Genomic DNA, 22,927 nt, shown 5'->3' on the forward strand with positions numbered 1-22,927 from the left:
TGGGTTTGACAACAAATGCTCTGACGACTTAAATATGTCCCAAGACAGGCACCCTTCTATGAGATGATTTTCATTATGATAAATGATTGAGTGAACATGAAAAAAGCCCGTAAAACGGGCTTTAAATCAAGTAGCGGAAACTGGATTTGAACCAGCGACACCACGGGTATGAACCGTGTGCTCTAGCCAACTGAGCTATTCCGCCATGTGCAATATTTGAAATTGTATGGGGCCTATAGGGCTCGAACCTATGACCCTCTGCTTGTAAGGCAGATGCTCTCCCAGCTGAGCTAAGACCCCATATCTTTACCGGTTTTGGTTTGTCTCACCCGCAACCTGCTTTGCTATTATACTATCAACTTTCATCAAATGTCAACACTTTTTTCCTGTTTTTTCAACTTTTTTAGCTTTTCAGGTTTTTCCGGCAAAAGTCTTTCCTTCTATGTCGTTGGAAACCGTTCTTTTGCCGAAATTTTACCTAAATCCTACTTAAAGTATTTCACCCCGGATTCAAATATTTTCAAATCCTGCTCTCCATAGATATTGATTGCTACTGAATCATCCCGTCTCTCAGAATGAGCCATTTTCCCAAGCACACGGCCATCAGGGCTGGTGATACCTTCAATCGCTCTATAAGAACCATTTACATTCCACTCTTCTTTCATACTGGTAACGCCATCCGGGTCACAATACTGAGTTGCAACCTGCCCATTTGCGAACAGCTTATCCAGCCATTCCTCACTGGCAACAAATCTTCCTTCTCCGTGGGATGCAGGATTCGTATATACTCCTCCAAGCTGTGCTTCCTGAAGCCATGGAGATTTATTCGTAACCACCTTTGTATAAACCATTTTAGAAACGTGGCGCCCGATTGTATTATAAGTTAATGTAGGTGAATTTTCTGTCTGTCCTATAATCCTGCCATGAGGAACAAGTCCCAGCTTGATGAGGGCCTGGAATCCATTGCAAATCCCTAAAACAAGCCCATCTCTTTCCTGAAGCAGCTTTTCTACTGCTTCTTTTATCTTTGCATTTTGAAACGCTGTAGCGAAGAATTTGGCAGAACCATCAGGCTCATCACCTGCACTAAATCCACCGGGGAACATAATAATCTGTGCCTGAGAAATTTCTTTCTCAAACTCCTCCACTGAATTACGGATATCTGATGCATCCATATTTCTGAAAACTTTTGTAGTTACTGCTGCCCCTGCGCGCTCAAAAGCCTTCCGGCTGTCATATTCACAATTTGTCCCAGGAAATACCGGTATAAATACAGACGGCTGTCCTATTTTATGACTGCAGATATGAACGTCCTTTGTATCATAAAGCTTTTCTTCCAGCACCTCATCACTGTCTGCTGTAGATTTTGTAGCAAAAACTTTTTCCAGAGTTTCTGTCCATGCACCCATAGCTTCTTCCAAGCTGATTGCAATGTTTCCATAACGGAATGTCTGATCATTCGTTGCCTCACCGATTACAGTGTAGGTAATACCGAGTTTTCCAACCTGGTCCCTGGGAACTTCAGCAATAAGGTCCCCAAATGCGGGAGCAAATAAATCTCCTGCATCCATATTATGTTCTATTTTCAGGCCAAATCCATTGCCAAACGCCATTTTGCTGACAGCCGGAATCACTCCATGGCGGTCTGGTGCATAAGCTGATACGATTCTGCCGCTGTGGATATCATCTGCAAATTTGCTGTACTGTTCCATTAACTGGCTGTATACCGGAAGATCATAGTTGTCTTTCTCAATTCTCATCCATACAAGTTTATTTCCGGCCTGTTTTAATTCCGGAGTAATAATTTCCCTGTCCGTTGCCATAGCCACTGCAAAAGAGACCAGTGTAGGAGGCACATCTATATCCTGGAATGTTCCGGACATACTATCTTTTCCGCCGATAGAAGGCAGACCAAATCCAAGCTGTGCATCGTAGGCGCCAAGCAGAGCTGCAAAAGGCTGGCTCCATCTCTTTGGCTCCTCTGTCATCCTGCGGAAATATTCCTGGAATGTAAAACGTATTTTCTTGTAGTCGCCCCCGGATGCCACAATCTTTGCTACAGATTCTACCACCGCATAAATGGCTCCATGATAAGGACTCCAACTGGAGAGGTAAGGATCAAACCCAAAGCTCATCATAGAAACACTATCAGTCTTTCCAGTTAAAACGGGCACCTTAGCTACCATCGCCTGTGTCTCTGTCATCTGATATTTTCCGCCATGAGGCATAAACACAGAGCCTGCCCCAATGGACCCGTCAAACATTTCAACAAGGCCCTTTTGGGAGCATACGTTCAAATCTCTCAGCACTCTTAGCCATTTTTCTTTTACATCTTCCAACTCTTCTTTTACAAAAAGATTTCCTTCCTTGCCCGGAATCTCGACTTCTACAGATGTCTCCTGATGAGCGCCGTTGGTATCCAGAAATGCACGGGAAACGTTTACAATTTCTTTTCCTCTCCATATCAGCACCAGTCTTGGAGATTCTGTAACCACAGCCACCTCTACAGCTTCCAGATTTTCTTCCTTTGCAAAAGCCAGGAACTGGTTTGCATCTTTCGGATCTACTACAACTGCCATCCTCTCCTGGGATTCGGAAATTGCAATCTCCGTTCCGTCCAGTCCGGCATACTTCTTCGGTACTTTATCCAAATCTACACGAAGCCCGTCTGCCAGTTCCCCAATGGCAACGGAAACTCCTCCGGCGCCAAAGTCATTACATTTTTTGATTAATTTACTTACCTCTTCTCTTCGGAACAAACGCTGAATCTTGCGCTCTGTAGGTGGATTTCCCTTCTGGACTTCCGCACCGCAGGTCTCAATGGATTCCTCCGTATGAACTTTGGAAGATCCGGTTGCTCCGCCGCAGCCATCACGTCCGGTACGTCCGCCCAGTAAAATGATGATATCCCCAGGATCAGACGTCTCCCGAATTACTGCCCGTCTCGGTGCCGCACCCAGCACCGCTCCGATTTCCATACGTTTTGCCACATAATCAGGATGATAAATCTCCTTTACAGCCCCTGTAGCAAGGCCAATCTGATTTCCGTAAGAACTGTAGCCCCGGGCTGCACCGCGCACCAGTTTTTTCTGTGGGAGCTTACCCTTTACCGTATCCTGAACAGGAACCGTAGGATCTGCTGCCCCGGTTACCCGCATAGCCTGATACACATAAGTCCGGCCGGAAAGAGGGTCACGGATTGCACCGCCAAGACAAGTGGCCGCCCCTCCGAAAGGCTCAATTTCCGTAGGATGGTTATGAGTTTCATTTTTAAAATTAATCAGCCATTCCTCTTCTATTCCATTCACTTTTACCGGAACTACAATGCTGCATGCATTGATTTCCTCAGATTCCTCCTGGTCCTGAAGCTTTCCTTCCTTCTTTAACTTACGCATTGCCATCAATGCCAAATCCATCAAACAAATAAATTTATCCTCTCTGCCCGCAAATATCTCACTGTGATCCTTCAAGTATTGATGATAGGTACGGACGATAGGCTCCTTATAATCTCCTTCCCCAAAAGTGATATCTTTCAGCTCAGTAGAAAATGTAGTATGGCGGCAGTGGTCCGACCAATAGGTATCAAGCACCCGGATTTCCGTCATTGTAGGGTCCCGGTCCTCTTCATTTCTGTAATAGTTTTGTATATGAAGAAAATCCTTAAATGTCATTGCCAGTCCAAGAGAATCATACAGGCTTTTCAATTCCGGACTATACATATCACGGAAACCATCCAGTATCTTAACATCTTCCGGCTCCGGAGAGACAGTTACCAGTGTCTCCGGTTTTTCCATACCCGTTTCTCTGGAATCCACAGGGTTAATACAGTGATTCTTTATCGCCTCGAACTCCGCTTCTGTCACGGTCCCTTCAATTATATATGTCACAGCGGTCCGGATGACCGGTTTTTCTTCTTCTTTTATAAACTGCACACACTGCTCCGCAGAATCCGCCCTCTGGTCGAACTGTCCCGGAAGGTATTCCACAGAAAAGCAGCGCCTTCCTTCTTCTACCGGAAAATGCTCATGATACAACATATCAACGGGAGGTTCTGCAAAGACACCGCTGCATGCTTTTTCAAATGTTGTGTCAGAAATATTTTCTACATCATAACGAATCAGGACACGGATTCCCGTCACCGTCCCAATTCCCAGATAATGCTTAATTTCATGTCTCAATTCCTTTGCCGCAACGGCAAACTCAGGCTTCTTCTCCACATACACACGTTTTACGTCACTCATAAACAATCTCCTTTGCATTTTGCTGCCGCAGTACTCTTCTTACTATCCTAGCATACTTTTTTTCATAAGTATAATTAATATAATTAAACTCACTCATTAGCATTGTTAATCTTTGTATTTTTTCTCCATATCACACTGCAAATCAACAGAAGAATCAAACCTGCCGCAAAAATCCCTCCTATCCTTATGACAAAATCAAAGAACAGACCTTCTGGCAGCATCCGAATCATATAATCCGTGGCCGGATCGAATATCCATAAATCATTTGTAAAGAAAATCTCATGAAATTTTGTAAAAGCAGCCGTAAAGTCCCTGGAGAACAGAAATGCCAGTATTGCCGCGGCTGCCCCGCTTATGCCCAAAGCAATCTGAAATGCTCTCGGAATGATATATTTCCAGTTTCCCTTTGTCAATATCAGAAGAACCAGGCAGACAATCAAAACAATGAGACTTCCCATCCTAAGATTGAGGCCGCCTATAAACAGTCCCTGTACATCTGCCATATGCAGTTTGTCCTGCTCATTGAAAAAATCCTGCTCTTTCCCCTCTACTGTTGTAATCACCTCTAAGTTTTCCCGGTCGCCTTTCAAATAATCCATCATTTCGTGAGTAACATACATCACATCTTCCATCTTCATATTCAAATCAGAAAGTACATCATACTTTTCATACTCTTTCTCATAAAAACTAAAATCCATATACATTGCAGCCTGAAAACTGGAAATCAAAAGAACCATGATTACAGCAAATGACAAAATAACTCCTAATATCCAATGTACTACTTTTTTCATCCTGACGTCTCCTATTCACATTATTTCAAGTGTACCCGCGCGTACTTGCCATGATAACCTTTCTTATTTTAACATAATATAGGTTGTAATTCACCTCAATCCGACTTATAATACAAACAATATTTATTAGGAGGTCTAATAGTGGATATCAATTATGAATTGTACAAAGTGTTTTATTATGTGGCATCTGCCTTAAGCTTTTCGGAAGCATCCAAACAGCTTTTCATTTCTCAGTCAGCCGTAAGCCAATCTATTAAAACATTAGAACGCAGGCTTGACCAGACGCTGTTCATCCGCAGCACAAAACGGGTCCAATTAACGCCGGAAGGGGAAATACTCCTGCGTCATATTGAACCGGCCATGCACCTGATACACAGAGGAGAGGCCCAGCTTTTGGATGCAGCTTCCACCGGCGGGCAAATCCGGATTGGAGCCAGTGACACCATCTGCCGTTACTTTCTAGTTCCCTATTTAGAAAGATTTCATAAGACATTTCCAAACGCACATATTAAGGTCATCAACCAGACCTCTATAAAGTGTGTGGAACTACTGGAGCTTGGCCAGGTAGACCTGATTGTGGCAAACTATCCCAACAACTACCTGAGTAACGTGTCTTCCATAAAAAAAATCAAAACATTCCGGGATGTTTTTATAGCCAATCAATCTTTTGAAGACTTAAAGGACAAAAAACTCACTTATGGACAGCTTGCCCAATATCCCATTTTAATGTTGGATAAGCAAAGTACAACAAGTGAATTCCTTCACCGGTTATTCCAGCAGCATCATCTGGACCTTGTTCCTGAAATTGAATTAACCAGTAACGACCTTCTCATAGATCTGGCACGTATCGGGCTGGGAATCGCATTTATACCAGATTACTGCATCACGGATAATCTTCAGGATTTGTTCATTGTGGAGACAAAAGAAGAACTGCCGGAAAGGGAGCTTATCATTGCCTATAACGAACAGGTACCTTTATCAAAAGCCGCACAGGAATTCTTGAACTACTTTTAAACAAGTTTATTGCCCTACTGCTGCAGCTAAATCACACGTTCTGCATAAAAAATCTCATGCCACTACAAAAATATTGATTTTTATGTCGAAATATGGTATGTTTTGTCATATCACTTGACAGTGCACATCGTTTTGCTTTCTCTCCCTGCACAATATAAATATAATTCATAGCACAGAAAACGCCAAAGATGACTTCAATGGATACTAAATATACCTTCGGAGGTTTTATTGTATGAAAAGTTTAAAGGGAAAGCTAATCCTAACTACTCTCATTCTCGTTACTGTCACATCCTTATTAACGGTAATAATGGGAGTTTTTGAGAGCTTCAGGACAACAGACAAAATCATTCAGTCACAGGTAGAAGAGCAATTAACCAGCGCAGGTAATATGATTAATATTTACCTTGAAGCCGAATTCGGTTCCCTAAACTTAAACAGTGACGGACAGCTGGTTGATAAAAACAATCAGGAAATTGCCGGAAATTATGATGCCATTGATAAATTAGCAGAAAACATGAATGTTGTTGCCACTGTTTTTGTAAAAGACGGCAGTGATTATACCCGGGTGCTTACGACCATTAAAGATGACAGCGGTGAGCGAATCGTCGGAACCCAGTTAGATACCACTGGAATAGCATACAAAGAAATATCAAAAGGAAACACTGCACTGGGGGAAGCTAATATTCTTGGAAACCAGTATATGACACGATACGAACCTGTATATGACAGCAGCCAGCAAGTGATAGGGATTTATTTCGTAGGTGTGCCTATGCAGTCTATTGATCATATTTTTAATCAGGGGCTTCGTTCTACAATTACAATTGTAGCAGTATTGATGGTCATAGTATTGCTTTTTGCCGCTGTTATAGTTTATTTCACCAGCAGCGGAATTGCGAACCCCATTCGGAAAATTACAAAAGCAGCCCAGCAGATTGCCGGCGGTAACTTTGATGTAGAGCTCTCTGTGAAATCCAAGGATGAAATCGGGCAGCTTGCAAAAGCATTTCACCTTACCATTGGACAATTGGTAAATTACCAGGAATATATTGACGAAATCTCGGATGCCTTATCAACAATCTCCAGAGGAGATTTAACGGTTGAGCTGCAAAAGGAATATGCGGGCCAATTCCAAAAATTAAAAGAGCATATGCAGGCATTGCTTTTGAATTTAAATGCCACAATGTCACAGATAAATCACTCAGCGGAGCAGGTAAACAGCGGTGCAGGACAAATTGCCAATACCGCTCAGGCTCTTTCCCATGGTGCAACGGAACAGGCAAGCGCCGTAGAACAATTATCTTCATCTATTTCACAGGTTACCGTACAAATCAGCCAAAATGCTGAAAATGCATCGTCGGCATACAGCAAAGTGGAATTTGCAGGAAAAGAGATGCATATCAGCAATGAACAAATGCGGGATATGGTTATGGCAATGGAGCAAATCAACCTTAAATCGGCTGAGATTTCAAAAATCATTAAAATGATTGATGATATCTCATTTCAGACAAACATACTCGCATTAAACGCGGCAATTGAAGCTGCCCGGGCGGGAGAAGCTGGTAAGGGTTTTGCCGTTGTAGCGGACGAAGTGAGAAACCTTGCCGGAAAATCGGCTGAGGCAGCAAAAGATACCACAGCTTTAATCGAAGCAACCGTTGAGGCTGTTAAAAATGCGACCCGGATTGCAGACAGCACCGCCGATTCTTTACATAAGAGTGAAGAGATAACCGCTGAATCTATCACCTTAATTAACAAAATTGCGTCTGCTTCACAGGAGCAGGCTGCATCAATCACTCAAATAAATCAAGGTATAGAGCAGATTTCCTCTGTCATCCAGACGAATGCAGCTACTTCCGAAGAAAGTGCAGCCGCAAGTCAGGAATTATCCAGTCAGTCTCACTTATTAGAAGAGTTTGTAGCGAAATTCAAGTTAAACGAAGTTGAAAGCGTCCTTTAAAGTTAACATTAAAGCGGTGCCTTATGGCTGAATTACTCAGCTATAGGGCACCGCTTTTTCCAGAAATCATCTATACTTTCTTTGAGATTTTCCAGTCTGCATGTCCGGTATCCATCCCATTCCCTAGGGAAAATTTCCTGGTACTGCCTTCCCTGAAAACGTTCATCCAACAAAACTATAACACCTTTGTCTTCTTCAGTCCGTATCACCCTTCCGGCAGACTGCAAGACTTTATTCATTCCAGGATATAAATAGGCATAGTCAAACCCTCTCATATTCCTGCTGTCAAAATACTGTTTCAATATCTCCCTGTCATTGCATACTTGAGGTAATCCTGTACCTACAATAATTGCACCTATCAGCCGGTCTTTTGCAAGGTCTATTCCTTCTGAAAAAATCCCTCCCAACACACAGAACCCTGCAAGACTGCACTCTCTGTCCTCCTCAAAGTTCTCCAAAAATATCTCCCGGGCCTCTTCGCCCATATACTGAGACTGAATAATACATTCTATATCCGTTCTTTCCTCAATTTCCTTCTGAAAGTATTCAGAAACATCTTCCATAAACCGGTATGACGGAAAAAAAATCATGTAATTTCCCTTTTTTGACTCCACCACGTTTAAAATATACTTTGCAAACTTCTGATACATAGCCTCTCCCCGCATTGTATACTTGGAGCTGACATCCGTCCCCAGCAGAATCAGGCGGTTTTCCCTTGGAAAAGAGGACAGGGCATAAATAGCATAGTCCTCCCTTTCTACACTCAGAAGCTTTTTATAGTAATGGATGGGCAGCAATGTTGCAGAAAAAAATATAGTACTGTTTCCCTGCTCCAAATATGTCTGAAGGTTTACAGACGGATTCACACAGAGTAATTTTATCTTAAAACGGCCGTCTTGCTCAAGTTCCGTATAAATTACATAATTTTCATCTAAAACATCATAGATATTCAAAAAATCCCGCAGCTGGAAATAAAAGTTCAGTACCTGCTCTCTTTTCTCTTCCTCCTGCACCTCTTCCAGATACTCTTCTATCCCGGACATAATATTCATTAATTTCACAGCAATGTGTGAAACTCCATCCAGAATCTGATAATTCTCACATTCTCTTTTCAGAAGAAGAAACTGCTTGTTGCATTCATCCAGCCTTTTTGCCAGACTGGCATCTTCTGCTTTTACAAGGCGCTTCATTTCAAGAACATCTTCTTTATATAAAGCAGCACTATACATTTCCCGGCCCCGCTCTACAAGATTGTGCGCCTCATCAATCAGAAAAAGGTATTCTCCCTTATTTCCTTCAGAGAAGAAGCGCTTCAAATGTGCATTGGGATCAAATACGTAGTTGTAATCACAGATAACCGCATCTGCCCAAAGTGATACATCAAGAGCCATCTCAAAAGGGCAGACATTGTGCTTCTTCGCCTGTGCTTCCAAAGAGTCTCTGCTCATATCGTCGGAATGAATAATCATGTCAAATACTGCCTCGTTCACCCTGTCATAATGTCCTTTTGCATAAGGGCAATTATCCGGGTTACAAATCGTTTCTTCACAAAAACAGATTTTTTCCTTTGCAGTAAGTGTGATGACTTTAAATCTCAGCCCCAGTTCCTTTAGTATATAAAATGACTGTTCCGCCACTGTCCTGGTAATGGTTTTTGCTGTCAGATAAAAGATTCGTTCACCCAGGCCTTCCCCTACCGCTTTTACTGCCGGAAATACAGTTGCCATCGTCTTTCCCACCCCCGTAGGGGCTTGTACGAACAGCTTCTTCTTTCTGAGTATCGTCCGGTAGACCGAGGTCACAATATCCCGCTGCCCATCTCTGTAATCAAAGGGAAACTCAAGAGGTTTAATAGAAGCCTCCCGCGCTGCTCTCCATTCAATCTGGAATCTGGCCCACTTTTCGTATTTTTTTACCAGGTCCAAAAACCATTCTTCCAGCTCTTTCAGCACATAAGTCTGGGAAAATCGTTTCAATTCTTCTGTCTCCAAATGACAATAGGTCATCTGAACACGGATTTTTTTAAGATTTTCCTGAGTACCATAGATATAAGCATAGCACTTGGCCTGTGCAAGGTGCACATTAGAAGGTTCCCCAATATGTATCAAGTCCTTTAAAACTCCCTTGATTTCATCTATCATAATTCCTTCATCGTCCTCTATAATACCATCGGCCCTGCCCTCTACCTGAAGAAGAAATCCCTCACAGGGCACCTGAGTTTTCAGGGAAACCTCGGCACGATAATTAGAACCCATTCGCCGCTGAAGCTTGCGATGGATTCTGCTCCCCTGCTGCATGATATCTTTATCCATGCTGCCTGATCTTCTATTGTCTATGTCCCCCTCACGCAGAATAAATTCTACCAGATTCCGGACAGATATCTTAATCAATTCTCTTTCATCCATGTCTGTCATTATACCTCGCTAATCACTATCAGTGAAGTTCTTTTCGCTAAGCTCGAAAGCACCTCTCTAATCTCAAAGAACGACCTACGTGCTAAGCTTGAAAATACACACCACAAAGGTGAACTTTCTCACTAGGCTCGTGAAAAACCTCGCCAAGTGTTCAATGTTTCGCTAATCACTATCGGTCATATCACAACTGTGAACTGGATATAGTTTTCTCCTCCAATCTCCTTTTGTGCTACGGTGATTTCTCCTCCTGCTTTCTCTACAATGAATCTGGCACGGTACAGCCCAAGCCCTCTGCTGCCGGGCTTTTTATTTTTCGTAGAGTATCCGTTTTCAAAGAAGCTTCCGATTTTCTCAAGGGATACTTTCTCATGCTGGTTGCATATTTGAAAAATCAAATAGTCCTGCCGGGAATCCAGTATCATTTTGACTTTTCCGCCATTTGGCGGACATGCTTCGTAAGCATTGTCAACCAACACTCCTACAATCTCTATCATACTGTGCTCGGACACTCTTGAAATAATTTCCTTACTGCGTACTTCTATCTCTGTTTCGATATTTTCTCTGGAACTGACAATCTTGCTATATAAAAATCCGGCCAGAACCTTATCACTAATACGCAAAAGGGGCAGATACTGCTTCCCCCCGTCTCTGCTGATTGCCTTAATATACTCAGACTGGTTTTCTACCAGTTCTTCATAGGAATCTACCGTAAGATGCATATTCACAATCGCATTGAGATGATTATCAAACTCATGCTGTGCAGCCCGTATTTCCTTTACCAATTCCTCCATTGGCTGAATATAAAGTTCATACATTTTTATCTCCTTTTCCTGCTCCTGTATGATATCATTATTCAGCTTCCATTCTATGGTCCCCCAAATAACGGCAGTCAGAAACAAAAGCAAGACGGTAATCATCTTCAAATCTAAAGTACGGCTTATCCTCAAGTCAACTACAAGATATACCGCAATGACGAGTGAGAGAAAGCAAAACACCCTGTAAAGAATTCTTTTCCATGATTTAATCATTCAGCAGCCTCCTGACTTCGGTTTTATATGTAATTCCGATGTCAATACTCTCCACATAACCTTCTACCTGAATCATCTGATTCACTAGGTCATAATATCTTACATACGCCATATTCACAACAAACATTCTGTGGCATTGGAAAAACCCCTCTTTCGGCAGTTTATCCAAAAGCTGACGGATAGAAAGATATGGGATTTCCATCTGTTCCTCTTTCAGGTAAAGGCAGACTCCTCTTGGAATCGCTTTGCAAAAGACAATATCTTCACATAGAATCTTATAGTTAATTCCTTTTTTCTTTACAATAATAAATGGCTTTTCTTTCACCTTGATATGTGACAGGACCCTTTTTACTACAGTCTGTACTTCTTCTTTATTATAAGGCTTGAGTATATACTGATAACAGTGTATCTTCCGGTAAGCCTCTATCTCCATCGAAGCAATTGATGTAATCATAACAATTGGAGTAAATTCATACTTCATCACACTACGCACTTCTTCTGCGAATAGCAGTCCGCCAGAATCATCTCTATTCTCTTTGTCCAGATTTACATCTAGTAAAAATAAATCAAAAGAAACGGTGCTATCCAGCAATAGCCTGGCTTCCGCCAGGCCTTTTGCTGTATCCACCGTTATATCAGCCGATATACTATATAGCATTTCTTTTAGAGCACTTCTGCTCGCCCCGTCATCTTCCAGCACAAAAATTCTAGCCATTACCGACTCCTGATTCTGTAAATTTAAAGCGGACATTCATAATTCACTGCGTTACTTCCTCATCCTACTCCTCTGGTTTTTCATACCGTGCAACTTCTGAAATAGTCTTGGTCAAGCCTGCAATTCCCTGTAATTCCGATGGAATGATAATCTTTGTTGCCTTGCCGTCCGCTGCTTTGGCAAATGCCTCCAGGCTCTTAATTGTAAGCACCGCATCATCAGCACCCGCTGCCTTAATAAATTCAATTCCCTGGGCAGTTGCTTTCTGCACACTCAGGATAGCTTCCGCCTGTCCTTCCGCCTCCTTGATTCTCTTCTGCTTCTCAGCCTCTGCTCTCAAAATGGCCGACTCTTTTGCAGCTTCCGCTTCCAGAATAACAGATTCCTTCTCACCTTCCGCTACAAGAATGGTAGATTTCTTCTCACCTTCTGCTCTCAGAATTGCCTCTCTTCGTTCACGCTCTGCCTTCATCTGTTTCTCCATTGCATCCTGGATCGCTTTTGGAGGCATAATGTTCTTCAATTCTACGCGGTTTACTTTTATTCCCCACGGGTCGGTAGCAATATCGAGAGATGTACGCATCTTAGAGTTGATGGTCTCCCTGGATGTCAATGTTTCATCCAGTTCCAAATCACCGATAATATTACGCAGTGTGGTAGCTGTCAGATTCTCAATAGCAGATATGGGATTTTCTACACCATATGCATACTGCTTCGGGTCTGTAATCTGAAAAAATATAACCGTATCAATCTGTATAGTTACGTTATCCTTTGTGATTACCGCCTGGGGCTCAAAATCTACCACCTGCTCTTTTAAAGACACTTTCCTTGCAACTCTTTCGATAATCGGAATCTTAAAATGAAGTCCCACACTCCATGTAGCCCTGTACCCTCCCAGGCGCTCCAGTACATACGCATATGCCTGGGGCACAATCCTGATACTTGTAATCAGGATAAAAAGTACAATTATTAATATAGCAATCAAAATAAAAGTTCCCATACTCTATTCCTCCTCATATTTTTTTACAATCAGTTTCACTCCGGATATACTGACTACCTTCGCCAGTGTTCCCGGCTCCAATACATCTTCATCCTTCTCGGCTCTCGCCGTCCATTCCAGGCCTCCTACAACTGCTGTTCCTGTTTGTGCCAGGTTATCTACAGTCTCTGTAACTCTGACTATCTTACCAATTATACCTTCATAATTCGTCTTCTCATGATGAGCATTTATGTATTTTACCGCAAAAGGCCGGGTAAAAAACAATAGTAAAAATGAGACAACGAAAAATGCACTTATCTGCCACATCAAATTTAGATTGGCAATGTTAAGAAGCAATGCTGCCAGAGCTCCTCCGGCCAGCCAGATCGAGGTCAAGCCAACCGTTATAATCTCGATTACCAAAAAAATAATCAACAGTCCAAGCCATATAAAAGCTTCTCTCTCCATACTTCTCCCTTCTCTCAGATTTTATTTCATCTGGCTTTTTATTTTTCCTGATGATAATTATATGTTAATCCGGTTTTTTCTATTATACAATACTTTTTGCGTGAATGCAGTGATTTCTTGCTTTAATCTCTCCAGCTTGTCCCTCAGTTCAGTTTTTCCCTGCTGTGTTTCTGTATTTAAAACTCCGTCATATTTTGCCGGAAGCGGATTGGAAGATGATTTCTCTGTAAATTTAGGTTTTCACGCTCTTCAATAGAAATAGACTTACAGAATCCTTTCCATAGGTTTGCAAACTCCTCTTCCGCTTCTGATATTCTTCCTGCTGCTTCTGTATCAAGTATCTCACCCTGGACCAGCACCCAGTTTTTCCTTGCCTGATGAACGAGAAATACTCTGTGGGTCTTATCATAGACCATCCAGTGCTCCAGCGGAAACCTGTTTGTAAAATGATCTGCAATGCAGGTAAGAACCTGACCTTTTGGTGTAATCTCAGAAAGCATCACCCCGTTTTCAAGTTCCCTGAAACGGATAAATTCAGTAAAGAAATGCGCCTCATTGGCAACCTTTCTGCTCAGTTCAAACACCTTCGCTACATGGGGATTGCTCAAATGCTCCATTATCTTCTTACTGTCCTTTACTTTTCTTGCTTCCAGCATCGTATGGTATACCGCGTCTGCCCTTTCACAATCATCCGACAATAATGCATGGTAAAGATCCCAGTATGCATTATACCCCAAATTCTTCTTTATCAGCCTCTCCACTGCAATGGATTTTTGTATCGTCTCCTCCACTTCAATATATTCACAGAACAATTGTGGTATCATCACTCCCCTCAGGGCAATGCCTGAATCTCCATCCCGGTTTTCCTTCCATGCATCATGTATAGCTGAAAAAATACCTGTAATCGTATCATGACAAATATAGACCTGTTTCATGTCCATCCTTCCTTCATTCGCGCGAAAGCGGCGAGCCAAGTGGACATGTTTACATGAACATCCGGCGACCGTCCGCGTAGTATTTAACCTTAAATGTGAGCCTGCTGCACCCGGCTGCCCGCCCATGAATGACCACTGCTTTTCACCTTTAGCGGAGGATTGCCTGTCCGGAGACCATATCATCAAACAATGATAGTTGCTTAAATGTCATCCCCCGCACAGAATCGGGCAGCCTTTCTTTTGTGTTCAGCAGATTTCTCATGATGTAGTCTTCCTCTATTTTCGTCCGGTACATCATCTTTCCATTGCATGTCAGAAAGTAAAGAGCTCTCTTTAACACAACTCCCATCTTCTTTAAATCTTCAAACTGCAGGGTTCCCATCCTTCTTGCTTTTACAATTCTGGATGCTGATTTACAGCCGATTCCGGGAACACGAAGGAGGGTATTATAATCTGCCCTGTTCACCTCCACCGGAAAGTATTCCAGGTGCTTTAATGCCCAGTCACACTTAGGGTCTAAAAAAATGTTAAAATTCGGACTCTTTTCGTTTAGAAGCTCGCCTGCCTCGAAACGGTAGAACCTTAACAGCCAGTCTGCCTGGTACAGCCTGTGCTCCCTGAGCAGAGGAGGACCTTCTCCGGTCCTTGCGGGCAGTGCAGAATCCTCATTCACTGCAACAAAAGCCGAATAAAAGACTCTTTTCAGCTCAAACTTTTTATACAGTGACTCTGCAACACTCAAAATCTGATAGTCAGTCTCTGGTGTGGCTCCGATAATCATCTGCGTACTCTGTCCCGCCGGAACAAACCGGGGCGCATTCTTATACAGGACTATCTCCTGCTTATTATCTTCCATCTTCTGCTGTACCAGACGCATTGGTGTCAGAATATTCTTCCGGTTCTTATGGGGGGCCAGGAGCCTGAGGCTCTCTGCTGTCGGCAGTTCCAGATTCACACTCATCCTGTCTGCCAAAAAACCGACTCTCTGGATTAAATCCTGAGCCGCTCCGGGAATTGCCTTAACATGAATATAGCCCTGAAAGTTGCATTCATGACGCAGCTTATACAAAGCTGCATAAATCAGTTCCATAGTATAATTAGGGCTTTTTAAAATCCCGGAGCTCAAAAACAGACCCTCTATATAATTTCTCCTGTAAAATTCCATTGTCAGTGTACAAATCTCATCTGGTGTAAAAGAAGTTCTCACTACATCATTGGATGATCTGTTGACACAATACTTGCAATCATAGATACATTCATTCGTAAATAAAATCTTCAGCAGGGAAATGCACCGTCCATCTGCCGAAAAACTGTGGCAGATTCCTGCCTTATGGCAATTCCCCATCCCTGTTCCGTCTCCCTGACGGTCAACACCACTTGAAGTACATGCAACATCATATTTGGCAGCATCACTTAATATCTGCAGTTTATCATATATCCCCATCTGCTCCTGAATAATCTCCGCCATCCGAATCAACTCCTTTAAACTTTTAATACTTCACCCTTTCAGAACGTACGTTCTTATTTGTTTATCATAGCACATATGTTCGTTATTTACAAGGAGCTTTTACTATTCTGCCCAAAAACTAAGAAAGCAACTATGAGCACTGGTTAATTTTATATCGTAATAATTAACGCTCATTCAGTTGTGAAGGGCGGAGTAGTTTGATATGATTGAGTTAGTCAAAGACCGCTCCAAATAAAATCAGGGAGGCAATCCTTATGCCAATAGGAGAAGTAATACGTAAATATAGAAAAATCCGAAATATGACACAGGAAGAAATGGCGAATCGTCTTGGAATAACAGCCCCAGCAGTCAATAAGTGGGAAAATGGTAATTCTTTACCGGACATAATGCTGCTGGCTCCAATTGCCAGATTGCTTGACATTACGCTTGATACCTTATTGTCCTTTCAGAAGGAACTTACCGATGAAGAAGTAAACAGATTAATTGAGGAAGCCGGCCGCATGCTTAAAAGTAAAAGCTACGAGGAAGCATTCGAGTGGGCAAAGGAAAAGCTGGAAATATATCCGAATTGTGAGAACTTGCTCTGGCAGATGGCAATGATATTTGATGTAACACGTTTATTTGATGTAACACGTTTAACGGAAGAGATTCCTGATTCAGAAAAATACGACAATTATTTTAAGATTTGCTATGTCCGCTTGTTGGAGAGTAAAGATGAGACTATCAGGACTGCTGCTGCGAATTCTTTGTTTGAATTTTATTCAAGAAAGGACGAGTATAAAAAAGCAGAGGAATATCTATCTTATTTTTCAAACCAAAATCCTGAAAAAAAGAGGAAACAGGCAGTAATTTTCAGCAAAACCAATCGGATAAGCGAAGCATATAGAGTATATGAAGAATTATTATTCTCAGGTTATCAAATGATAAATCTAGTATTTCACAGCATCTATATGCTGGCAATGCAGGAGAAAGATATGAAGAAGGCACATCTGCTTGTTGAAAAACAGACAGAACTGGCGAATATTTTTGAAATGGGAGAGTACCATGAGATTTCATGTAAGCTTGACTTGGCAACGATAGAGGAAGATGCAGAAGCAACGATAGAAACAATGGAAAAAATGATTTCATGTGTTGACACAATATGTGGTTTTTGCAAATCACCTCTTTATGAGCATATGTCATTTAAAAACGCAAGGGAAGAGTTTCTTACAGAATTGAAAAATAATTTGCTGGACTGCTTCCGGGATGAAGAAGCTTATGGATTTTTGAAATATGATAAGAGATGGCAGGAATTAGTAAAATAATAGCAACACACTCCGTTTATGTCACGGTTTAGACGCTTTGGAGCCTTATTCCACATGACTTTCAAAGCGTCTAAACCGTTCGGACAATGTTCTATTCACATTCCCTGATTCTCTTTCTCAAAGGAAGAATCATAGATGGAGATACAGAAAGTTCATCCAGTCCCATTTTCAGGAATTCCTCTGTCAATTCCAAATCAGCTCCCAATTCACCGCAGATGCCAATCCACTTGCCTTCTGCGTGTGCGTTTTCCGCAGCCATCCTGATCATAGAAAGCACTGCCGGATGATGAGGATCATAAAACTCATCCAGCTTTGAATTCTGGCGGTCAATGGCCAGAGTATACTGTGTCAGGTCATTGGTTCCCACACTGAAAAAGTCCACTTCCCGCGCCAAATCACGGCTGATCATAACGGAAGCCGGTGTCTCAATCATTACACCCGTCTCTACATTTTCCTTGAATGGAATTCCCTGGGCTTTCAGTTCATCCTGTACGTCCCCAATGATTTCCTTAATTCTCTGAATTTCTTTTACAGAGATAATCATAGGGAACATAATAGAAATATTTCCAAATACCGCTGCACGGTATAATGCACGTAATTGTGTTTTGAAGATTTCAGTTCTTGTCAGGCAGATACGTATGGCACGGTAGCCAAGCGCCGGATTCTCTTCTTTATCCAGTCCAAAATAATCTACCTGCTTATCCGCCCCAATATCCAGCGTCCGGATAATCACTTTCTTGCCGGCCATATTCTCTGCAACCTGCTTGTACACTGCAAACTGCTGTTCCTCTGTAGGGAAGGTATCATTCTCCAAATATAAAAACTCACTTCTGAACAGGCCTATTCCGCCTGCATCATTCTTAAGAACAGCGCCTACATCGGATACATTTCCGATATTGGCGTAGATATTAATCTTCTGACCGCTCTTTGTTACATTCTCCTTGCCTTTCAGCTCCTCAAGAAGTGCCTTCTGTGCCAAATCCTTTGCACGCTTTTCCTGCATCTCCGCAAGAGTTGCCTCGTCCGGGTCTATATACAGCTTGCCGGTAAAACCGTCAATAACAGCCATTTGTCCGTCAAGCTGGGGACTAAGTTCCCCACCCAGTCCGATAACCGCCGGGATATTCATGGTCCTTGCCAAAATTGCAGTATGGGAGTTGGAAGACCCGTACATGGTGGCAAAACCAAGCACCTTGCTCTTATCTAACTGTACGGTCTCACTGGGTGCCAGATCATCAGACGCAATAATACACGGCTCGTCTGTCTGATTTATCCCCTCGTCTACCCCGCATAGAATATTCAGCACACGCTCGGATACGTCCTTCACATCTGCAGCACGTCCCTGCATGTAGGCATCATCCATGGAAGAAAACATTTGTGCAAAATTATCCGCGGTAGTAGCTACCGCAAACTCTGCATTTACTTCCTGCGTGCAGATGATATTTTCAATGGATTCAATATAATCCAGGTCTTCCAGCATCATCTGGTGAATCTCAAAAATCATGGCATTTGCTTCACCGACATCTTCCAAAGCCTTATCATAAAGCCCTTTTAACTGCTCAATGGCTGACGCCTTTGCACCCTGAAAACGGGTGCACTCCGCCTTCACGTCATCTACATGCGTACGCTTAATTACTTTCTGATTTCTCTTATAAAAAGAAAGCTTTCCGATGGATACACCACCAAATACGCTTTTACCTGTTATTGTAATCATAGTACCTTCCTTCTGGAAATCCCCTGAATTTGGAATAGTCCTGAATTATAAATTTTCTTTGAAAAAGGCTTCCAGTTCTGCAATTGCAGTCTCTTCATCTTCGCCTTCTGCTGTTATAATGATTTCTTCGCCTGTCTTAGCACCCAGTCCCATAACACCGAAGATTCTCTTTGCATCAGCACTTTTTTCACCTTTTGCAATCTTAATATCAGACTTGTAACCTGCTGCCTGCTTAACTAACAATCCTGCCGGTCTTGCGTGAATTCCCTCTGGGTCTGTAATAGCATATTTAAATTCTTTCATAGTACAATCCTCCTGTTTTATGTTTTTAATTTAACTTAGTATATAACATATCAGGGACTTTTTCAATTGCTTGCCAATTATTTAATTGCACCTTGTTTCATAAACTTTTGCAGAATCCTAATGAAATCACAGAAAACTTATTACCGTCTCAAATCATTTGTACCGGTATCTTCTTCCAAATCTTTTGTGTATTTCTACGAAACATTTTATAAATACATTGACTTTTATTGTTAAATATGCTACGCTAATACAGCGTTGTTCATCTATTTAATGGACAATGTAAGTACTTTATTATTTATTTTTATTTATGGAGGGTAACAACAATGACAGGTACAGTAAAATGGTTTAACAACCAAAAAGGTTATGGATTCATCTCTGATTCAGAAGGAAACGATGTATTCGTACACTACTCAGGACTAAGTATGGATGGATTCAAATCTTTAGAAGAAGGTCAGGCTGTTGAGTTTGACGTAACAGAAGGCGCTAAAGGACCTCAGGCAACTAATGTAGTAAAAATTTAATCAGAATTTTAAATGTACCTTTTAATATATAATGAGATTTAATATTTAAAAGAAATACAGAGAAATGTGATTAAGAATTAGAAAAAGGTATCCGGAAACTTTCCGGATACCTTTTCTGATTTAAAGATTTACATTGGAAGCATAAGCTTCTGTTGCTTCCCATACATCGAATCCGCTGCCTCGCAGAATATCCGCCACTCTTGACGGATCATCTGTCTTGAGCACAGCCGAAGCATCCTGCCCATTGGCAAATGCATACATATATTCGATATTTACGTCTCCCTCTACAACCTGATGCATTGCTTTGCTTAAAGAGCCTTTAGCATGAGGAACCCGAAACGCTACTACGTCGGTCAGCATTGCTGTGATTTCATTTTCTTTTAAGACAGCTCTGCCCTTGTTCGGGTCTGATACAATCATACGGAGCATTCCGTAATCTGACGTATCGGCCAGGCTTAATGCCACAATATTCACATCATTGTTTGCCAATATTGCAAGCACTTCATCCAGGCGGCCTTCCCTGTTTTCAAGAAATACTGATAATTGTTGAATTGTGATGCCCATCTTCGCTTACCTCCCCTTACTCTATATTACGCTTATCAATGACACGTACTGCTTTTCCTTCACTTCTCTGTATCGTCTTTGGCTCAACCAGCTTCACACGGACAGAAACCCCAAGTGCCTGCTTCAGTACCGCACCTATTTTATTCTTTAACGCGTCTAATTTCCTGATTTCATCAGAGAATACGCTCTCATCTACCTCTACCATGACCGTAAGAATATCCATATTTTCTTCACGGTCTACAATCATAAGATAATGTGGCGCTACTGCTCCGCCCATGCCAAGAAGTGCCGTCTCAACCTGTGTTGGGAATACATTTACACCGCGGATTACCTTCATATCATCTGTACGTCCGGTAAACTTAGAAATTCTCGGTGTAGTTCTGCCGCACTCACAAGTACTGTGGTCAATACTGGTTAAATCCTTTGTACGGTAACGAAGCAGCGGCATCGCTTCCTTTGCCAGTGTGGTAAAGATCAGCTCACCGGTTTCTTTGTCTGCGCATGCCTGGTTTGTTGCAGGATCCAGTACCTCCGGATAGAAGTAGTCTGCATTAACATGCAGCCCTGCATGATGTATGCAGTCCTGTGCCACACCCGGCCCGGTAATTTCACATAAACCGTAAATATCAAAGCAATTAATTTCAAGAATACTTTCAATTTTTCTGCGCATCTCTTCTGTCCATGGCTCAGCTCCGTGGATTCCTGCTTTAATCTTCAGGCTGCTCACGAGACCGGCCTCCTGCAGAGATTCTGCAAGATGGAGCGCATAAGAAGGAGTGCATGCAATGGCAGTTGCACCAAAGTCTTCCATACACATCATCTGGCGCTGGGTATTTCCTGCAGACATGGGGATAGCCATTGCTCCCAGAGCCCTTGCACCAAGGTCCAGTCCGATACCTCCGGTAAATAATCCGTAGCCATAGCATACATGGAGAATATCTTCCTCTGTCAATCCTGCCATAGCTAAACATCTGGCCACACATTCTCCCCAGACATCCACGTCTTTCTGAGAATAAGATGCCAGCGTCAGCTTACCCGTTGTCCCCGATGTTCCCTGTACCCGGACAACATCTTTTTTGGGGATTGCCAAAAGCCCGAAAGGATAATTATCTCTCAAATCCTCTTTCGTTGTAAACGGAAGTTTGTGAATATCTTCAATTCCTTTAATATCTCCCGGCTCCACTCCAAGAGCCTTCATTTTTTTATGATAAAAGTCTACGTTGTGATAAGCACGGTTTACAACATCTGCCAGACGTCTGCTCTGTAAAGCTGCCATCTCATCACTGCTCATACATTCAATTTTCGGGTCTCTGATTCGTTCCACCCAGTTTTTTAATGTCACTGCCGCCATCTTCTTAACTCCTTATCTTTTTCAATTGTACTTTCAAGTATACCAAAACAAGGCGTACCTGCTGCGACTTTATAAGTCTGTTTCCTCAGCGATTTTTACATTCGCTTCCTCCAGAACTTTTGCCGCCTTTTCATAATCATCCGTATTAAACACCATAACCGGCGCCCTATTCTCCCGGATTACAAAGGAATAGATGTAGTTAATATTGATTTCACCATCTGCAAGGATAGACAGCATCCGGTTCAGATTTCCTTTTTCGTCCTTCAGCTCCACTCCAATCACATCATGGATTCTGACAACAAATCCTTTTCCGGTCAAATATGCCTTAGCCTCAGCCGGTTTATCAACTACCAGCCTCAAAATTCCAAATTCCGGAGTATCAAATGAAGCGATGGCCCTGATATTGATATGAGCTTCTGTCAGAGCTGATGTAACCCTCATTAAACTGCCTGGCCTGTTTTCCACAAATACTGATAACTGCTTAATCATCCTCTCACCCCCCTTTCTGTCAAAGCGTATACTCTCTAATCCGCCTTATTAAATTGTTCTCATTAAAACAGATGCTTTTAAATCCGTTTTACTGCTCTCTTATAATGTATAACCAAGCTCAAATGCTTTCTTATTAATGTCAACCGTCTTAGGGGGCACGGTTTTTTCAATTACCTCATACCACTGCTCTTTTGTAAAATCCATATGCTGTGCCGCGATGCCCAGTACAATCAGGTTAAATACCCGGGGGTTACCCAGTTTTTTAGATTCCTCCGTGGCGTTGACTTTATAAACCCGGTGTTCTTTTTCCAGAGTTTCCAGAATATGATCCGGGTATTCGGCTGCACCGATTACCACCGGCATCGGGTCGATCCGCCAGTCATTCACAATCAATACCCCATCCTCTTTCAGAAAATGAGCATATCTCAGGGCCTCCAGCCGCTCAAAGGCAATCAATACATCTGCCTGGCCCTCTTCTACGATAGGTTCTGCTACTTTTTCACCGTAACGGACGAAGGTCACCACACTGCCGCCCCGCTGTGCCATACCATGTACTTCTGAAAGTTTTACATCGTAGCCTCCCGCAATCGTAAGGCCTCCTAATATTCTACTGGTAAGCAGGGTTCCCTGACCGCCTACCCCTACTATCATGATATTCTTTACTGCCATTT

The 22,927-nt window shown here is 42.3% G+C and carries 19 protein-coding genes and 2 tRNA genes; 4 read left to right on the forward strand and 17 right to left on the reverse strand.

All coding sequences use genetic code 11. From position 1 onward, the window contains the following. Nucleotides 1-131 precede the first annotated feature (131 nt). The 4 genes from A8805_RS06715 to A8805_RS06730 all read right to left on the reverse strand — a co-directional run bounded on the left by A8805_RS06715 (nt 132) and on the right by A8805_RS06730 (nt 5,032). Nucleotides 132-205: transfer RNA gene (locus A8805_RS06715), tRNA-Met, on the reverse strand. A gap of 22 nt (nt 206-227) precedes the next feature. Next, a tRNA-Val gene (locus A8805_RS06720) sits at nt 228-300 on the reverse strand. Between the two features lie 185 nt (nt 301-485). Beyond that, nucleotides 486-4,241: a phosphoribosylformylglycinamidine synthase gene (locus A8805_RS06725; protein ID WP_109709435.1), complete on the reverse strand. Its 3,756-nt coding sequence runs from the start codon at nt 4,239-4,241 to the stop codon at nt 486-488. A gap of 89 nt (nt 4,242-4,330) precedes the next feature. Then, nucleotides 4,331-5,032 (reverse strand): TIGR01906 family membrane protein, encoded by a 702-nt coding sequence (locus tag A8805_RS06730; RefSeq protein WP_109709436.1) that lies wholly within the window; start codon nt 5,030-5,032, stop codon nt 4,331-4,333. A 138-nt stretch (nt 5,033-5,170) separates the two neighbouring features. Here A8805_RS06730 and A8805_RS06735 point away from each other — a divergent pair, with 138 nt between their 5' ends. Both A8805_RS06735 and A8805_RS06740 read left to right on the forward strand, forming a co-directional pair. Continuing rightward, nucleotides 5,171-6,046 carry a LysR family transcriptional regulator gene (locus A8805_RS06735; protein WP_109709437.1) on the forward strand — a complete coding sequence of 292 codons (876 nt, stop codon included), beginning with the start codon at nt 5,171-5,173 and terminating at the stop codon, nt 6,044-6,046. 232 nt (nt 6,047-6,278) lie between these two features. Continuing rightward, on the forward strand, nt 6,279-8,003 hold the full coding sequence (locus A8805_RS06740; RefSeq protein ID WP_109709438.1) for a methyl-accepting chemotaxis protein: 1,725 nt from the start codon (nt 6,279-6,281) through the stop codon (nt 8,001-8,003). A gap of 32 nt (nt 8,004-8,035) precedes the next feature. Here the strand turns inward: A8805_RS06740 and A8805_RS06745 are convergent, their stop codons facing one another. From A8805_RS06745 to A8805_RS06775, 7 genes are all read right to left on the reverse strand, one after another. Continuing rightward, the gene (locus A8805_RS06745) at nt 8,036-10,408 is read right to left on the reverse strand and encodes an ATP-dependent DNA helicase (protein ID WP_109709776.1); all 2,373 of its coding nucleotides are present in this window, start codon (nt 10,406-10,408) and stop codon (nt 8,036-8,038) included. A gap of 185 nt (nt 10,409-10,593) precedes the next feature. Next, nucleotides 10,594-11,445 carry a sensor histidine kinase gene (locus A8805_RS06750; protein ID WP_109709439.1) on the reverse strand — a complete coding sequence of 284 codons (852 nt, stop codon included), beginning with the start codon at nt 11,443-11,445 and terminating at the stop codon, nt 10,594-10,596. Then, nucleotides 11,438-12,160: a LytR/AlgR family response regulator transcription factor gene (locus tag A8805_RS06755; protein ID WP_109709440.1), complete on the reverse strand. Its 723-nt coding sequence runs from the start codon at nt 12,158-12,160 to the stop codon at nt 11,438-11,440. The genes A8805_RS06750 and A8805_RS06755 overlap by 8 nt, the downstream gene beginning before the upstream one ends. Nucleotides 12,161-12,224: 64 nt before the next feature. Beyond that, the gene (locus tag A8805_RS06760) at nt 12,225-13,160 is read right to left on the reverse strand and encodes an SPFH domain-containing protein (protein WP_109709441.1); all 936 of its coding nucleotides are present in this window, start codon (nt 13,158-13,160) and stop codon (nt 12,225-12,227) included. 3 nt (nt 13,161-13,163) lie between these two features. Then, nucleotides 13,164-13,607 (reverse strand): NfeD family protein, encoded by a 444-nt coding sequence (locus tag A8805_RS06765; RefSeq protein ID WP_109709442.1) that lies wholly within the window; start codon nt 13,605-13,607, stop codon nt 13,164-13,166. 176 nt (nt 13,608-13,783) lie between these two features. Then, complete coding sequence (locus A8805_RS06770) at nt 13,784-14,542, reverse strand: TIGR03915 family putative DNA repair protein (protein WP_109709443.1); 759 nt, start codon at nt 14,540-14,542, stop codon at nt 13,784-13,786. Nucleotides 14,543-14,690: 148 nt separating this feature from the next. Continuing rightward, nucleotides 14,691-16,010, reverse strand: coding sequence for a putative DNA modification/repair radical SAM protein (locus A8805_RS06775; protein ID WP_109709444.1), 1,320 nt, complete (start codon nt 16,008-16,010; stop codon nt 14,691-14,693). A gap of 254 nt (nt 16,011-16,264) precedes the next feature. Between A8805_RS06775 and A8805_RS06780 the strand changes: the two genes are divergently transcribed. Continuing rightward, nucleotides 16,265-17,314: a helix-turn-helix transcriptional regulator gene (locus A8805_RS06780; RefSeq protein ID WP_109709445.1), complete on the forward strand. Its 1,050-nt coding sequence runs from the start codon at nt 16,265-16,267 to the stop codon at nt 17,312-17,314. 91 nt (nt 17,315-17,405) lie between these two features. Here A8805_RS06780 and ptsP read toward each other — a convergent pair whose 3' ends face one another. Together ptsP and A8805_RS06790 are read right to left on the reverse strand one after the other, a co-directional pair. After that, nucleotides 17,406-19,028 (reverse strand): phosphoenolpyruvate--protein phosphotransferase, encoded by a 1,623-nt coding sequence (gene ptsP, locus A8805_RS06785; protein WP_109709446.1) that lies wholly within the window; start codon nt 19,026-19,028, stop codon nt 17,406-17,408. Between the two features lie 45 nt (nt 19,029-19,073). Next, on the reverse strand, nt 19,074-19,331 hold the full coding sequence (locus tag A8805_RS06790) for an HPr family phosphocarrier protein (protein ID WP_109709447.1): 258 nt from the start codon (nt 19,329-19,331) through the stop codon (nt 19,074-19,076). A gap of 323 nt (nt 19,332-19,654) precedes the next feature. On the opposite strand from A8805_RS06790, the gene A8805_RS06795 reads away from it, so the two are divergent. After that, a complete protein-coding gene (locus A8805_RS06795) occupies nt 19,655-19,852 on the forward strand; it encodes a cold shock domain-containing protein (protein ID WP_109709448.1) in 198 nt (65 codons plus the stop codon). A gap of 120 nt (nt 19,853-19,972) precedes the next feature. On the opposite strand, the gene A8805_RS06800 is transcribed toward A8805_RS06795, so the two are convergent. The 4 genes from A8805_RS06800 to A8805_RS06815 all read right to left on the reverse strand — a co-directional run bounded on the left by A8805_RS06800 (nt 19,973) and on the right by A8805_RS06815 (nt 22,925). Then, nucleotides 19,973-20,416, reverse strand: a complete 444-nt coding sequence (locus A8805_RS06800) for an amino acid-binding protein (protein WP_109709449.1) — start codon at nt 20,414-20,416, stop codon at nt 19,973-19,975. 16 nt (nt 20,417-20,432) lie between these two features. After that, complete coding sequence (locus A8805_RS06805; protein ID WP_109709450.1) at nt 20,433-21,767, reverse strand: phenylacetate--CoA ligase family protein; 1,335 nt, start codon at nt 21,765-21,767, stop codon at nt 20,433-20,435. 69 nt (nt 21,768-21,836) lie between these two features. Beyond that, nucleotides 21,837-22,256 carry an ACT domain-containing protein gene (locus tag A8805_RS06810; protein WP_109709451.1) on the reverse strand — a complete coding sequence of 140 codons (420 nt, stop codon included), beginning with the start codon at nt 22,254-22,256 and terminating at the stop codon, nt 21,837-21,839. A 99-nt stretch (nt 22,257-22,355) separates the two neighbouring features. After that, nucleotides 22,356-22,925: an indolepyruvate oxidoreductase subunit beta gene (locus A8805_RS06815; RefSeq protein WP_109709452.1), complete on the reverse strand. Its 570-nt coding sequence runs from the start codon at nt 22,923-22,925 to the stop codon at nt 22,356-22,358. Nucleotides 22,926-22,927: the final 2 nt, after the last annotated feature.

The sequence above is a fragment of the Faecalicatena contorta genome (assembly GCF_003149105.1).
GTDB lineage: Bacteria > Bacillota > Clostridia > Lachnospirales > Lachnospiraceae > Muricomes > Muricomes contortus_C.